This window comes from Chloroflexota bacterium, assembly GCA_026713825.1.
Taxonomy (GTDB): domain Bacteria; phylum Chloroflexota; class Dehalococcoidia; order Lucifugimonadales; family UBA1127; genus UBA1127.
The window spans coordinates 86,928-101,482 of record JAPONS010000008.1; the positions used below are offsets into that span (position 1 = coordinate 86,928).

At 63.1% G+C, this 14,555-nt stretch carries 15 protein-coding genes and 1 pseudogene; 8 read left to right on the forward strand and 8 right to left on the reverse strand.

All coding sequences use genetic code 11. The annotated features are described in order from the left end of the window. The 7 genes from OXC99_00965 to OXC99_00995 form a co-directional block, all read right to left on the reverse strand. Nucleotides 1-516, reverse strand: a complete 516-nt coding sequence (locus OXC99_00965; GenBank protein MCY4623570.1) for a hypothetical protein — start codon at nucleotides 514-516, stop codon at nucleotides 1-3. Between the two features lie 7 nt (nucleotides 517-523). Further along, nucleotides 524-937, reverse strand: a complete 414-nt coding sequence (locus OXC99_00970; protein MCY4623571.1) for a TIR domain-containing protein — start codon at nucleotides 935-937, stop codon at nucleotides 524-526. Between the two features lie 26 nt (nucleotides 938-963). Then, a complete protein-coding gene (locus OXC99_00975) occupies nucleotides 964-2,157 on the reverse strand; it encodes a hypothetical protein (protein ID MCY4623572.1) in 1,194 nt (397 codons plus the stop codon). Between the two features lie 65 nt (nucleotides 2,158-2,222). Next, on the reverse strand, nucleotides 2,223-3,467 hold the full coding sequence (locus tag OXC99_00980; protein ID MCY4623573.1) for a restriction endonuclease subunit S: 1,245 nt from the start codon (nucleotides 3,465-3,467) through the stop codon (nucleotides 2,223-2,225). A 20-nt stretch (nucleotides 3,468-3,487) separates the two neighbouring features. Further along, nucleotides 3,488-3,820, reverse strand: coding sequence for a type II toxin-antitoxin system PemK/MazF family toxin (locus tag OXC99_00985; protein MCY4623574.1), 333 nt, complete (start codon nucleotides 3,818-3,820; stop codon nucleotides 3,488-3,490). Beyond that, the gene (locus tag OXC99_00990) at nucleotides 3,820-4,074 is read right to left on the reverse strand and encodes an AbrB/MazE/SpoVT family DNA-binding domain-containing protein (GenBank protein MCY4623575.1); all 255 of its coding nucleotides are present in this window, start codon (nucleotides 4,072-4,074) and stop codon (nucleotides 3,820-3,822) included. Before OXC99_00990 ends, OXC99_00985 begins: the two co-directional genes overlap by 1 nt. A gap of 82 nt (nucleotides 4,075-4,156) precedes the next feature. Then, nucleotides 4,157-5,743: a class I SAM-dependent DNA methyltransferase gene (locus tag OXC99_00995; GenBank protein MCY4623576.1), complete on the reverse strand. Its 1,587-nt coding sequence runs from the start codon at nucleotides 5,741-5,743 to the stop codon at nucleotides 4,157-4,159. 424 nt (nucleotides 5,744-6,167) lie between these two features. On the opposite strand from OXC99_00995, the gene OXC99_01000 reads away from it, so the two are divergent. The 8 genes and pseudogenes from OXC99_01000 to nthA all read left to right on the forward strand — a co-directional run bounded on the left by OXC99_01000 (nucleotide 6,168) and on the right by nthA (nucleotide 13,189). Further along, nucleotides 6,168-6,350 carry a hypothetical protein gene (locus OXC99_01000; GenBank protein ID MCY4623577.1) on the forward strand — a complete coding sequence of 61 codons (183 nt, stop codon included), beginning with the start codon at nucleotides 6,168-6,170 and terminating at the stop codon, nucleotides 6,348-6,350. 672 nt (nucleotides 6,351-7,022) lie between these two features. Then, entirely contained in the window at nucleotides 7,023-8,033 is a 1,011-nt protein-coding gene (locus OXC99_01005; protein ID MCY4623578.1) for a hypothetical protein, read from the forward strand. 12 nt (nucleotides 8,034-8,045) lie between these two features. Then, the gene (locus tag OXC99_01010) at nucleotides 8,046-8,687 is read left to right on the forward strand and encodes a replication-relaxation family protein (GenBank protein ID MCY4623579.1); all 642 of its coding nucleotides are present in this window, start codon (nucleotides 8,046-8,048) and stop codon (nucleotides 8,685-8,687) included. A 153-nt stretch (nucleotides 8,688-8,840) separates the two neighbouring features. Beyond that, nucleotides 8,841-9,062 (forward strand): hypothetical protein, encoded by a 222-nt coding sequence (locus OXC99_01015; GenBank protein ID MCY4623580.1) that lies wholly within the window; start codon nucleotides 8,841-8,843, stop codon nucleotides 9,060-9,062. Continuing rightward, complete coding sequence (locus tag OXC99_01020) at nucleotides 9,059-10,090, forward strand: hypothetical protein (protein ID MCY4623581.1); 1,032 nt, start codon at nucleotides 9,059-9,061, stop codon at nucleotides 10,088-10,090. Before OXC99_01015 ends, OXC99_01020 begins: the two co-directional genes overlap by 4 nt. 127 nt (nucleotides 10,091-10,217) lie before the next feature. Next, the gene (locus OXC99_01025) at nucleotides 10,218-11,825 is read left to right on the forward strand and encodes a recombinase family protein (protein ID MCY4623582.1); all 1,608 of its coding nucleotides are present in this window, start codon (nucleotides 10,218-10,220) and stop codon (nucleotides 11,823-11,825) included. A 116-nt stretch (nucleotides 11,826-11,941) separates the two neighbouring features. Then, nucleotides 11,942-12,542 (forward strand): annotated as a pseudogene (locus OXC99_01030) (nitrile hydratase subunit beta). Further along, the gene (nthA, locus tag OXC99_01035; protein ID MCY4623583.1) at nucleotides 12,539-13,189 is read left to right on the forward strand and encodes a nitrile hydratase subunit alpha; all 651 of its coding nucleotides are present in this window, start codon (nucleotides 12,539-12,541) and stop codon (nucleotides 13,187-13,189) included. The pseudogene OXC99_01030 and the gene nthA overlap by 4 nt, the downstream one beginning before the upstream one ends. An 18-nt stretch (nucleotides 13,190-13,207) precedes the next feature. On the opposite strand, the gene OXC99_01040 is transcribed toward nthA, so the two are convergent. Then, nucleotides 13,208-14,233, reverse strand: a complete 1,026-nt coding sequence (locus tag OXC99_01040; GenBank protein MCY4623584.1) for a hypothetical protein — start codon at nucleotides 14,231-14,233, stop codon at nucleotides 13,208-13,210. Nucleotides 14,234-14,555 lie beyond the last annotated feature (322 nt).

Consider the following 14,555-nt stretch of genomic DNA (forward strand, 5'->3'; position numbering starts at 1 on the left):
CTACTTTGCCCAATCCGGCAGACCGTAAATCGCGAATGCAATGCTCACCGCCAGCGCCATACCATGGAGCACAAGAAAGAGTATGGGCATCCATTTTTCAATATGCGTCGTCGGCCAGTAGGACTTGCCCCGTCCCTCTTCGGCCAACTGCCATTCGTAGGCATACAGCGCAGCGGGCAAATACGTTTCCATCTCATGGATGATCTTGAACTTGATGCTGTTCAAGTCGCGAAAGGACTTGATGGTGCTATACCACAGCAGGGAGAGCGCAATGCCAGCCACAGCTAGAGGAGCGACAAAAACTACTTGCTCGGTGAAAGCGGACTGGAAACCATACGCAGCAACCAGAGCAGCGTTGAGCGTGAGCAGATAGCGGTTGGATGCAATGCGGCGCCCGCTTGCGTTGTCAGCCGACTGCACATAGAGCTTGTACTGTTCCAAGAGGTCTGCCGTGAATGACTCGCCGTAGGACTCTTCCCTTTTGTGAATCAGACGTTGGGCTGGCTTTTCGTCCATTTGGCTCTCACACGCTCTCCATGATTCTCTTCAAATTCTCCCGAGTCCCTCTGTGCATCTCGTCGCTCCATAGTGCGTTCCTGGGTTTTGTGCAGGTTTTTCTCCTGCGCCCCTTTAGCAGGAAGTACGGCTTGTTCTCCTCCTGCGTAATGGTGACTTCCCCTGCTACGCCTGCTGCATCATGTGTGTGTTCTCCACAGATAACTATAACAAGGTCAACCCTGCGAATGCGGTCGCGCACCTCCCTCCTCCAGTTCTCATCTATCGGAGCTCTCACCGACCAGTCCGTGATGCTGAACGGCGAGTCAGGCCTCACGGCTTGGGCCACAAGATTTCCCGGAAGGTCTTTGTCATTATCGTAGTCAAAGCTGATGAATACGCTCTTGGTAGCCATCACCACCGCCCACTCTACGGTCGTCATATACGTTGACCAATTGAAAAGCAGCGCTAAAGTCGCTCACTATTTGATGACCGATCCTGCCGACGCCCAACAGCACTCCGTATGCTGTCGAGCCAACTTGCATGTTCAGTTTGGTCACGCATTGGCAGTCCTCCCTTGAAGTACAGGGGAGTGATGCCTAGCATAAGTTCCTTGCGATCCTCATCAGGCAATCGACTCATAAAGGGCCACAAGAGGGTCAATTCATTAGCAACCCTGTCAATCTCTTCCTCCCGCCGCCTATGCTGACCTGATTGGCGCAAGGCGTAGGTGGAAAATAGCAAAATGGAGGCTAAAGCACCAGAACGCGCCACTAACCAGACAACTGAAAACTCTCGATCTACAATTGCAGCCTCGACAAACACCCCTATAGCGGCCAAGACAAGCAATACAAGTGTACCTAGACCAATCCTACGCCATATATCCGCGCTTCTCTTTTGAGCGTCGCGCTGCTTTGCGTAGTGTTGAGCGCTACCGGCACCCCCAACTTCTGCCAGCATGTCTCTTGCTTGATCCCTGTAACCTTCTAGCTCAGTGAGTGTTGATTTAGTGCTACCTTCAAACCTCTCGTGACGTGCAGCCTGGGCCTCCATAAACGCTTGCTCCCTAGACTCTTGGGATTGTCGAAAGACTTCTTGGTTGTTGGTCACATCTCGCTCGAGCCGTTCAACAGCCTCACTTGTTCTGCCTGCAAGCTCATTTAGCGAGTTGCCCATTTGCTCAACTTGCCCCTCAATCTCCCCACGCTGGTTGGTCAAGTAATTGTCAATGTCTGATTTGGTGCGCTCTAATTCATCACGCGAGCCTGCTATCTGGGATTGGACTTCAGCAGCTAGGGATGAAATTTCTCTCCGTTCTGCTGTGACTTGCTCATCGAACTGCCTAAGCGCACGTTCAACAACCTGCCTTGTCGTCCGCAAGGGGATGGCTGGCAAAGGTGCTGCAGCATTCACGAGATCGTCCAGTTGATTGTTGGTAGAAGGGAGGTCGAGATTGAGAGCCGGGGCGGAGTCCTTGAGACTCTGTGCCAAATCAATGAGGGCTTGCGAATTGCCCTCAATCGCTTGAATCCAGTCCACTGTAATTAAGGATGTCCCTGCCAATCTCAACCGACTATGTACATTTGACACGACTTCCTTGAAACGGGAAACAAGAGCGTATGTTTCCTCAACTTCCCACTTGGGAGAGCCTATCTCATCCAACAAGGCGCTAAGTACACGAAGAGTCTCTAGTGCGGTGGATTTGTCTGGCATACCCGAATATTCGTTCACACCCGCACCTTTCCCGCCAACAACTGCGGCAGTAGCTCGTCACGCTTGGCGGCCAATGTGCGCGATTCATCAGCCTTGATGCGTACCTGTTGAAATAGTCGCGCTGCTGTATCTGCAAAGGCTGAGCACACTTCCTCTGTCGGAAGCAAAAAGGGGATGGCACAGAGATTCGTCTGACTTAGCTTCGGTTGGACTGCTCCCGTCACGAAAGGCACAACGTTGGTTTGTTTCAGGAACAGATAAAGCTGCTCCAAACCAACACCGTGCTTCGCATGAAGTACATGCGCATGGTTGTTGACCCAAAACTGCCCCCAGACATATTGCACTACTGGATAACCCTCCTTATCGACCACTGAACCATCTTCTCCGATCAGCACATAGACATCATCAAACAGGTAGCCGTCAACGTGATCCATGATACCGGCTGCGCCGTAGTAAGGATAAGGCCCCTGACGCTCAGCACGCTGACGACTGTTCAAGGGAATTCGCTTGTTATCGTGAATAACCACCACCTCCCCCAAGCTCCGCACCTCCCACCCCTCCGGGATGTCGCCGAGGGGGGAGGGGACGAAGGTGTCCGGGAAAAGGTGGAAGTGCTCCGCCGGGAGACCTAGGAGCGACTCGCCGGGGCGCCAGCGGCCCTCCATCTTCGCGCGGACCGGCTCGAAGTCGACGAACCAGGAGCGGAAGAGGGCGCGGGCCATCGCCTCCAGAGTCTCGGACATGCGGCGGTTCAGCTCGATCTTGTCGTCCAGCGAGCCCAGCACGTGCGCGATGGCCCGCTGCTCTGGTAGGGGTGGAAGGGGGATGGTGAGATGGTTCAGTGAATCTACAGGTACACGCTGTCGCCCCGAGGTGCCGGTCATTTGCCCGATGGCATAGCTCCGAACTTCATCCCATTGCGTCAAGTAGTATGCGAAATCATTGTCTGTGACGCCTGAACGACCCCGAATGACAATGAACTCTGTTGAGCCGTGGGCTTCTGTTGGCGCCCCATTGGCCCGGTAACGAGCGATTTTGCCGTTCTCAAGGCAGGGAGTAATCCGAGCCATGAGTGTATCGCCGTCTGTGAAGCGCGAACCGCCTCCCTTGAACTCTCTTGCCTCAGATGCATAGGCACTTCGAGAGCCATAGATCACGGCGGCCATGTCTACAAATGGATACTCATCTCCTCGCTGGAGAGAGACTGAAGGATCAATCACTACCGCATCGCTGAAGCGTGCCTTGCTCCACCCGTCCAACGTCGCTCACCTCCCCCAAACTACTCGGCGTACATCTCGCCTATGATGCGGCGCAGGCTCGCAGCGTCGGCGGCGGAGAGGCGGTCGATTCGGCGTCCGAGACGCTGCTTGCTGATGGTGCGAATCTGGTCGACGGCGATCTCCGCTTCCTGCCCTGCACATTGCACCTGGAGGCGGCCCCGCCAGCGCGGGTGCAGGCTGGACGTGAGCGGACATATCACCACCGTGTCCAGGTGCCGGTTCATCTCATCCCGGCTTACGACGACAACGGGCCTGACCTTGCGGATCTCGCTGCCCACGGCCGGGTTGAGGTCCGCGATGTAGACTGCATAGCGCCGCGGGAAGACGACCATCAGTCCAAGCCATCGGCAACGGTAGTGTCGAAGTCGCTCCAGTCCTCTCGCTCGGCGGCCATGGCGCGGAACGTCTCCTCCCAGGACAGGTTCTGCGTCTTCTCGCCCCGCAGGACCACACTCTCTTCCCGCTCTTCCAGAATCAAACGGTCGTCCCAGCCATACTTATCCAACAGCTCCTTGGCAAGGCGGATGCCCTTGGAGTTGCCGACGGAGATCAGCTTGACTTCCCTGATGTGCGGCGGTTGGCTCATGCTCTTCGCCTCCCGTATGAGTAGAAACGTGTAATTATCGTAATTACCTATCAATGAGAGTGTCAATGTTCCCTGAGCGCGATCACTTCCCGAATCCAAGCTTGGTCAGGTTCTCCGCGATGGCGGCGTCGAGGCGAGCGGCCTCGGCCTGTTGGTCGCGCCACTGGGCGGCGAGGCGGGCCATCTTGTCCGCGAAGGGCTCGCCGTCGTCCTCCTGAGGAGCGGCGCCGACGTAGCGGCCGGGAGTGAGCACGTGGCCGTGGCCACGGACCTCCTCCAGCATCGCGCTCTTGCAGAAGCCGAGGACGTCGGCGTAGGCGGGCTCGCCGCCGTCGCGCCACGCGTGGTACGTCGCGGCGATGTGGGCGATGTCCTCGGCAGCGAGGTCGCGGCGCGTCCGGTCGATCATGTGGCCCAACTTGCGGGCGTCGATGAAGAGCGTCTCGCCAGGCCGGGCGCGGCGCTCGCCGTTCCGCCGGCCCTTCGACAGAAACCACAGGCACGCGGGGATCTGCGTCGACCGGAATAGCTGCCCCGGCAGCGCAATGATGCAGTCAACCAAGTCCGCCTCGATGATAGCCTTTCGAATCTCACCCTCGCCCGACTGTTTCGACGACATCGAGCCATTGGCCAGCACAAAGCCGGCGATGCCGCGCGGCGACAGATGATGCAGGAAATGCTGCACCCACGCGAAGTTGGCGTTGCCCACCGGCGGCACGCCGAACTCCCACCTGCGGTCGCTTCGGAGGCGCTCGCCGCCCCAGTCGGAGACGTTGAAGGGCGGATTGGCCAGGATGAAGTCAGCGCGCAGGTCGGGGTGACGGTCGTCGTGGAAGCTATCGCCCTGGGCAATTTGCCCCTCGATACCCCGGAGGGCCAGGTTCATCCTTGCCAGCCGCCAAGTGGTGTAGTTGGACTCCTGTCCGTAGATGGAGAGGTCCCGGCGTGCGCGGCCGCCGTTGCCGTTCCCCGTGGCGTGGGCGCGGATGAACTCCATCGACTGCACGAACATGCCGGACGAGCCGCAGCACGGGTCGTACACGCGCCCGTTATACGGCTCCAGCATCTCGACGAGCAGCCGGACGACCGAGCGTGGCGTGTAGAACTCACCGCCCTTGCGTCCCTCAGCCAGCGCGAACTGCTCGAGGAAGTACTCGTAGACGCGGCCGAGGACGTCGGTCGCGCGGGCCTCGGCGCCGCCCACTTGGATGTTGCTGACCAGGTCCACGACGCGGCCAAGTCGCTCCTTGTCGAGGGCGGGCCGGGCGTAGTCCTTGGGCAGCACGTCCTTCAACGCTTCATTCTCCCGCTCAATGGCAGTCATTGCGGCGTCGACAGCCTGCCCGATGGTGGGTTGACGCGCGTGTGCCTGCAGATTGGGCCAACGCGCCTCGCCGGGCACCCAAAAGACCTGCTGTGCGCGGTACTCGTCCGGGTGCTCCGGATCGGCGCCCTGGGCTTGGTCAGCCACCAGCCGCGCGTGCGCCTCCTCAAAGGCGTCCGAGATGTACTTCAGAAAGACAAGGCCGAGGACGACGTGCTTGTACTCGGCGGCGTCCATGCTGCCGCGAAGGGCGTCGGCCATGCGCCACAGTTGGGTCTCGGGTGCAGCGTCGGCGACCGGCGCTGCGTTCGAGTTAGCAATCTTGCGACGGCGGGTGGTAGTCATGTGGGCGTGCTCCTCTTGGTACGCAGCTTCGAGTCGAGCGCGGTGTTAGTGAGCCATTCGGCCTGTCGGACCATACCCGTGTGCAACCGAGAATGCTGCAATGCTCCCGTACTCCATCTTGATGACGAACGACTCAGCAATTCGATCATGCGTGGCAACAAAGGAGCGATTAGTTCTACCCCCACACCCGCCGTCGCAACTCCCGGTTGGTGGTGGATCGTTACGTGGTGGCATATCTTCCCTCCCGCGACAGCGTGGCGTGCGCCAGATTGTAGCGTTCGCGCCGGGGCAAATGGAAGCTCACCAGGTGCTTGGACGCACTCCCTTCCGCTGCGTTACGTCACAACGTGCATGGCCGGACACTGGGAAATGCCCGCAGGCGCGTTGCGCAGGCGAAGCACTCTACAGACTTGGAGCCCAATCCATGCCAAGGGACCCTGGCATCACCATCGAATTCGCGGCTGAAGACCGGGAGACCTGGGAACGCGGCCTCCGCATCCTCGCCCGATTGATCGCCCGCGCCCACCTCGAGGAGGTTGCTGACGTGGGGTCGAAGGACCCGCAAGACTCACCGGGCGCCGTTCTCGTGCCACCCGTCGACAACTAGCCTCGGTGGTCCCTGCCCTTCCATGACTCCCACTCGTTCTGCCTCACGTACCCTTCCTTCCCCTCCTGGGCGCAATCATGCCCGCGCTCCGGGCAGCACCCCTTTCGCCGCTCTGCCCCGCTCCCGTCCATCCCCGGGCTCCGCACACCAGAGCCACCCGTGACCGATGCCAGACTTCAGCACTCCATCTAACGTCCACCCGTCGGCGCCTTTCGACACTGGACGGCGACCCTGCTGGAATCTGCCCTCCCGTTCCACCGCCTCCTCTGCGACCTGCTACTTCCAGCTACTCTCCCTGCCACTCCGCTCCCCTCCAACATGCTGCAAGTCGTAGGAGCAAACTTGCAGATCCCCGCCATCGCCCCTAGACGCACGGAGTCGGCGGGCCCCCGTCCCGGGGCCCCGCCCCTCGACTTCCCAGCTACGCCACCACTCCCAGGTCCGCTTGCGACCAACTTCGTTTCTCTGTACTACCGGCCAACCCGCCTCAAATGTGCTTGCGGTCTGGCTTTCTGCGGGGGTGCGCCACTGCACCCCCTTCCATTGGATTCATTGCCTCGCTGCGACCCCGCACACTGACGCTTGCACGTTGTGACGTCGCACTGCGTTGGAGAAAGCCCGGTGGCAAGAAAGCCAGCCGTCAATCACCGAGAGGAGGTGACAAGACCTGCCATGCGACACAACCCACGGGACATCAAGCTGCTGCGCCACCTCGCCGCCATGCCCTTCCTGGACCGGCTGGAGCTGGCCCTGCTCTCGGGCAACGCCGACCGCACCACCTACGATGCCGTGGCGCGGCTCGAAGGCCGTGGATTTGTAGCCTCCGTTCGCCACGCCACCGAGGCCATCACGTCCACCCGCCGCCTGTGCGTCACCCCGGCGGGGCTGCGGTACCTAGCCCACGCGGACTTCGTGTCGCTCGACCAGGTGCTCCGCCAGCACCCCGTCTCCGGCCACTGGCAGCGGCTCCTCTTGGGCCGCCTCGACGCCGTCGCCGTGCTCTACCGCCTGGCGTGCATGATCGCCGGCGCCGCGGACGGAATCCGGGAGTTCCAGTGGTACCGCGCCAACCCCTTGGACGCCGCCGCCGTTCTCCCCGACGGCCGCGTCGTCGGGCTGCTCCGGCAGGGGCCCACGGCCGACAAGACCGGTTTCTCCAAGCGGGTGTGGCGGCTCCTGGAGGCGCCCTATTTCGACCTGCTCCTGGTGCTGGTCCCCGACGAGGTCCGGCTCCACCACGCCCGCCGGCTGCTCCTCCCGTCCCGCGACGCCGTCCTCCTGACGGAGGAGGCCAACATCCCGTGGGCCACCGCCCAGGACCGGGTCTGGCAGCTCCGGTCCATGCCCCGGGACCTGAGCCTCGCCGAGGCCCTGCCGCTGGCTGGGACGTACGGCCTCTTGCCCCAGGAGCAGCCCTTGGCGCGGGAGAGACTCCTAGACGACCTCGATGTCCCCGACCTCCCCGACCGGGCGCCGGAGCACCTGCTGCCCGCCCTCCTGAAGCCCGCGGAGAAGCGGGCCCTCGACCTCGTGGCCGACTGGCCGTGGCTCACCGCCGACGACCTGAGCGGCATGCTGGGGGTCACCAAGGTCCGGACGTCCCAGCTCACCGTCACCCTTACCCGCGCGGCCCTTGCGTGTCGCTATCCTATAGAAGGGCGGGAGCGGTTGGCCCCGACCTGAAAGGGACTCGCCGTGCTGGCCCGGCGGGACCGCACGGCGGCGCCACGGCTGCAGGGCCAGTGGAGCGGGGAGTCGCTGAAGCCGAATGCGCCCTTCAGCTGGCGGAACGTCGAGGGGCGGCGCAGCCGGCTCCTGGCCCGCCACCTGGCCCACACCACCGCCGTGCACCGCTTCCTAGCCCGCATGGCGGAGCAGGCCCGCACCGCAGGTTGGCGGTTCCGGCAGATGGACCCGCCCCACCGGGCGACCCGGCACTTCCGCCACGGGAACGAACTGCGCTCCATCCACCCCGACGCTTTCGGCGTCCTTCGCGCCGTCGGGAAGCGGCAGGCCTTCTTCCTGGAGTGGGAGCGGCGGGCTGTGCGGCCGGGGACCATGGCGGCGCGCCTCGCCCCCTACCTCCGCTACTACGCTGAGAAGCGGCCCGTCGACGACCACGGCGTCGTCCCCCTGGTCCTCATCGTCTTCGACGATGCCCTGGCCGAGGCCCGCTTTCACGCAGTGGCCCGCCGGGAGATGCGCGCGTGGCGGGTGAAGCTCCCCCTCTGGGTGACGCACACCGAGGCCCTAGAGCAGTATGGGCCGCTGGGTGCCGTGTGGCGCAACCCCGATCACTTGGAGCCAACTTTCGCCCTTGCGCCGCAGGAAGCCTAGAAACTGGCGGGAAATAGGGTTGCGCGACGGTGCGTCGGTGTGCATTATGACAAGTCCACATGGGATACAATATGGCAGATCACTTAATGGGGAACCTGAGCAGTGTCCGCTCAGCGTCCGGCCAAACAGGAAAATTAGTGAAGGGGGACCTCCGTGACCAAGCTCAAGCTATTAGCCCCCGCCGCCCTCTACGCCCGCGTGATTAGCGAGCGCCAAGACTTGAATCTGTCTTCGTTGGCGCAGCTGCGAATACTGCAAGACTGCGCCAACAGAAATGGCTACTTGGGCGCTCGCAAGTACGGCGAAGAGGGCCGCGGTATCCACTCGCTGAATCTGACCGAAACTTTAATCACTGTAGCGCTAGGTGAACGATGACTACCGAGGTCCAGTACCCAATTGCTTACGCCGACGACGATCAGCTGGTGCATATCGACGCAGCCGTCAAGGGAGTTGCCGCGTACTGCTTCGGCTGCGACGCACGAATGATCCCCATCCAGGGCCCTCAGCGAAATTGGCACTTCAGACATGAGGCGCAAAACCCGTGCGACCGCGACCGCGCACTTCATAGGGCCGCAGTCGCCGCCATTGCCAAGGGCATCGAAACGGCCATCCGGGCAAATCAACCGTACTTGGTTGAATGGGAGTGCCTTCGGTGTGGACAGCCTATTGAACAGGATCTTGCTACCCCCGGCGCAACGGTTCTAGCGGAGAAAATGCTCCAGCAGCAAGACGGAATAGAGCAGAAGCGGCGGACCTTACCAGACGTAGCGGTCTACAACGTAGACGGCACAAGGGCCGTGACAGAAGTGGTCGTCTGGCACGACCTTGATGACGTGACACGCAAGGTGTATGAGCAGCAAGAGATTCCCGTCTTTCGCGTCTATCCGGATTGGCAAACTTTGCACCAGTACCTGCACGGCGCCTCCGCCAAAGACGCGCTGAACACGCCAAGCCCCTTGTGCACGGATTGTCAGCGAAAAGACGAGCAGGCTACGAATGCGCAGTCCGCACAGGCCGAGCAACAGCGGGCCGAGCTCGCGGAACGCGACCTTTTGGCACGACTCGTGCCGAAGTTGCACATACCCGGGTTCCCGCCACCGAAGCGCTACCTTGTGAAGACAATCGAACCCGGCGATTGCATCATAGGCCTCTTCACTGGCGTGGACTTGCCCGGCAGCCGTCACTTGCCAATCGAGGGCGTCTGGCCACGCTGGAACTTCGAGGATATCCCCACGGGCTTGGGCATCTGCGTCGCCATCTCGCCCCGCAAGCTTTCGGAGGTCTCCCATCGCCACTTGATCGGCAAAGCATGCTTGCTGACCTGCTGGCAAGAAGGCAGGAGTTGGACCGGCAACCGGAATTTCCAGTTCAATCTCAAAGAGATGTCACCATCCGCAACATGACTACACAGATTTCAGACAACAGGTTTCCCGGCAAAGACACAGCCCTCATAGCAATTGATGGCAAGAGGTACAACATCTATCCGGCACTTCGAGTGACCCGTATACGTTAGCCAAAGGAGAATTGACCATGAGCAAACGCCAGCCTCTGACCCCCGTCGCCCTGTACGCTCGCGTGTCCAGCGACCGCCAGGACGTGGACCTCTCCGTGTCCGCCCAGCTGCGGGCCCTGCGGGATTACGCCAAGAAGAACGGCTACGTCGTGGCCCGGGAGTACGTGGATGAGGCGGAGAGCGGGCGCGGCGCCGACCGGGGCCAATTCCGCATCATGCTCGACGAAGCGGGCAAGCCCAACGACCCCTTCCAGGAGATCCTTGTCTGGAAGTTCTCCCGCTTCACCCGCAAGCGGGAGCACGCCGTCGCCTTCAAGGCCATGCTCCGCCGTCGGGGCATCCGTGTCACCTCCATCACCGAGCACGCCGACGACACCCCCACCGGCAAGCTCATGGAGGCCATCATCGAGAGCGTGGACGAGTTCTATTCGGAGAACCTTGCACAGGAGGTAGCCCGGGGCATGCGCGAGTCCGCGTCCCGGGGCTTCTACCTGGGCCCTGTGGCCCCGTTCGGGTACCGGAAGATCAAGGTCACAGATGGGGCGAAGGAGCGTCCGAGCCTGGAGGTCGACCCCGACGCCGCGCCCGTCGTCAAGGACGCCTTCGAGAAGGCGCTCCGGGGTCATGGTTTGAAGGAACTCTGCGCCGACTTCAACCGGCGGGGCATCACCATCAAGGGCCGCCGCTGGCACCGGACCACCCTCCACTACCTCCTCACCAACGAGGTCTACACCGGCACCGCCGTCTGGGGCCGGATGCTCAAGGGGGTCAAGGCCAGCGACCCCGTTCGAGTTGAGGGAACCTGGCCCGCACTGGTCTCCCGCGAGACCTTCGACGCCGTCCAGCGGGCCCTCCATGACCGGGCGCCCGCTGTCCAGCGCCCCGCCTCCGTGGGGAGCCCTTTCCTCCTGAGCGGGCTGCTGCGCTGCGGCCACTGCGGCAGGTCCTTCACCGGGCAGGCGGCCAAGAGCGGCAGGTACGCTTACTACGTCTGCACAACCCTCCACCGCCAGGGCGCCGGCACCTGCAAGGCCAGGTACCTGAACGCCGCCAAACTGGAAGCCTTCATCGTCGCTAAGGTGCGGGAGCGTATCCTCACCGAGGAGACCATCACCAAGCTGGTGGCCCTGGTGGCCGAGGACATCGACGCCATCGCCCACGAGGCGGCAGGGAGCCTGAAGGCCCTCGACGCGGAACTGGCCGACGTCGAGAGCAGGCTGGAGCGGCTCTACGAAGCTCTAGAGAGCGGGCACTTGACGCTGGAGGCCCTTTCTCCGCGCATCCTGGCTCTGCGCGCCCGCCAGGACCAGCTCAACGCCGCACGGGACGAGGCACAGGCGCATTTGCAGGAGCGTAAGCGGGAGCTACCGACAGCTAAGGAGGTCAAGGGCTATGTACAGGACTTCCATACATTGCTTCAGCGAGCGGACTTCCCGGAGCGGAAGGCCCTGATCCGCAACTTCGTCAAGCGGATTGAGGTTACGGGCAGTGAAGCCACCCTCGACTACACTGTCCCCATGCCTCCCCATGGAGCATTGCAGGAGGGATCCTCTGTTCGCACATTCGTACAGGCTCGGCAGCCAACTAGTTCAGAATTCACCGCCAGTTCGCCGTGTCGGCGTTGATTGCTGTCGCTGGACCCATTTTGCGACCTCGCTGCGGGAATGGACAAGCTGCCCGTGTCAGCCTACAGTGCGGGCAACATCGCTTAACGGAGGGCGCCATGAGCGGCGTTCACGACATGGGCGGCAGGCCCAACGACGACCCCATCGACCAGTCGCAGCACATCCTCTCCGATTGGGAGCGGCACACGCACGCGATGGTCGGGGTGCTGCGGGAGAAGCGGCTGATCACCACCGACGAGCTGCGGCGCGGCATCGAGTCCATCGCGCCGCAGGAGTACGAGAGGCTCTCGTACTACGAGCGCTGGTCGGCGTCGCTGGAGACGCTGCTGGTGGAAAAGGGGCTGGTGACGCAGGAGGAGATAGACGCGCGAGCCGAGGGGCTCCGGGAGAAGTGGGGCTAGCATGGCGCGCTTTCAGCCCGGCGACCTAGTGCGGGTGGGCGACGCCCAGATGGACGCTCACCACCGGACGCCCGCCTACATCAAGGGCAGGGTAGGGCGGGTGTATGCGCTGTCCGGGCTGTACCCCAACCCGGAGACGCTGGCCTACGGCGCCGACGGAGAACCGGAGCGCGACCTGTACCTTGTCGAGTTTGATATGAGGGACCTCTGGGGCGAGCGAGCCAACGGGCCTTCGGGCGACAGGCTGCTCGTTGACGTTTATGAGCACTGGCTAGAGCCGGCCGACGCGCCGGGCAGTGATGGAGGAAGGGCATGAGCACTCACACCCACCACGGGCATGGCCACAGCCACGACGGCCACGAGCATGAGGGCATGCTGGAGGACGTCGAACTGAGCGAGCGCGCCCGGCGGGTCCTCGCGATGGAGGAGCTGCTGGCCGAGAAGGGCATCGTCGATCGGACGGAGGTGCAGCGGCTCATCGACTTCCAAGAGGCGCGGTCGCCGGTGGACGGGGCTCGGGTGGTGGCCCGGGCGTGGACGGACCCGGACTACAAGCGCCGGCTGCTGTCGGACCCGGAGGGCGCCCTGCTGGAGCTGGGCTACCCGCTGGTGGGCTCCGCCAAGCTGGCCGTGCTGGAGAACACCGACGCCGTTCACCATCTGGTGGTCTGCACCCTCTGTTCCTGCTACCCGACGTCGCTGCTTGGGTTGCCGCCGGACTGGTACAAGAGCTTTGCCTACCGCTCGCGGGCGGTGGTGAACCCGCGGGGGGTGATGCGTGAGTTCGGGCTGGACGTTGGCGACACCGAGGTGCGCGTCGTGGACAGCGCAGCGGACCTGCGCTACCTGGTGCTGCCGCAGCGGCCGCCGGGGACCGAGGACATGACCGAGGAAGAGCTTGTCGCCCTGGTCACGCGGGACAGCATGATCGGCGTTGGCGTGGCGCTGGCGCCGGTGGCGTAGGGCTCCCGACGCCTTCCGCTACAGGGGAGTGGCCATGCGGTCTGTGTTGTCCATGCCCATCTCCAGGATGCCGAAGATGATCTTCCACTCGCCCTGGCTGCGGTGCAGGCACGGGACGAGGTGGTTACCCGCCTGGTCTCGCCAGAGGGTCCCGGCGAAGACGAGGGTGTAGCGGTTGTACGCCTCCGGGATCATGTCCGGGTGGGCGTGCAGGAACTCGCAGTGGCGTTGCCCGAGCTTGGGCGACATAGACCGCACGCGGTCAACTACGTCGTCACCCACCATGAAGGGCTCATCATCGCCGAAGACCTGCGTTTCGCCGATGGTCTCCGTGGAAAACTCCGCCGGCTCCGACACGTCCTCCAGCAGCTCAAAGCCCTCAGTGGTCTTGTCGTTGACGAAGGGGGCGTTGGGGTTGTAGGAGTCGTCGACGGCGGCTGCGGCGGGGGCTTCAGGGGTGGCGGTCGCGGCAGTCGGGGCCTCACCCACGGGGACGGCCATGCGGTCGGTGCTGTCCATGCCCATCTCCATGATGCCGAAGATAATGGTCCACTCGCCGCGGCTGCGGTGCAGGCACGGGACGAGGTGGTTGCCGGCGCCGTCACGCCAGAGGGTGCCGCCGAAGACGAGGGGGTAGCGGTTGTACTCCTCCGGGATCATCTCGGGGTGGGCCAGCAGGTACTCGCAGTGGCGCTGACCGAGCTTGGGGGACATCGCGCGGACCCGGTCGACAACGTCGTCACCGACGGCGAAGGGTTCGTCGTCGCCGAAAATCTGCATCTCGCCGATGTTCTCGGAGCCGAGGAGGGCGGGCTCGGACACGTCCTCGAGGAGCTCGAAGCCCTCGGCGGTCTTGTCGTTGGCGAAGGGGGCGTTTGGGTCTATGGCGCCGACGGCGGCGACGATGAGGGCACCGGCGAGGGCCTCCTCGAGCTGGTCGGGGGAGCCGAGCCACCGGCGGGCGGCGGCCTCGTCAATGTCGCGCGGTAGCCGTGCGACGACGGCGCCCACGAACTCCATGTACCAATCAGGCGTCTCAGGCATGGGACTCACTCCTGTCTGGGGGTGGCGCCATTGTAGCGGGTGAGGCGGCGCAGGGATACCCACGCGGGTTGGCGTTGCGCGGGTAGCCAGTCATGCGACTTGCAGCCGGTTGGGCGCCTTGCAAGAACAACCCGGCGGGGGAGGGTGTTGTCCGGGCCGGGCGGAGGGCAGGGTTGGGGGGGCATGCAGCGGCGAGCGTGGTGGGGTAGGGGGCCCCGCCCCTCTGGATACCGGCATTCGCCGGTATGACGAGAGAGAGGGCGGCGGCATGATGGCCGGGGCGGTGTTCGGGCGGATTGCCGGGACGCACGCGGCGGCTAGC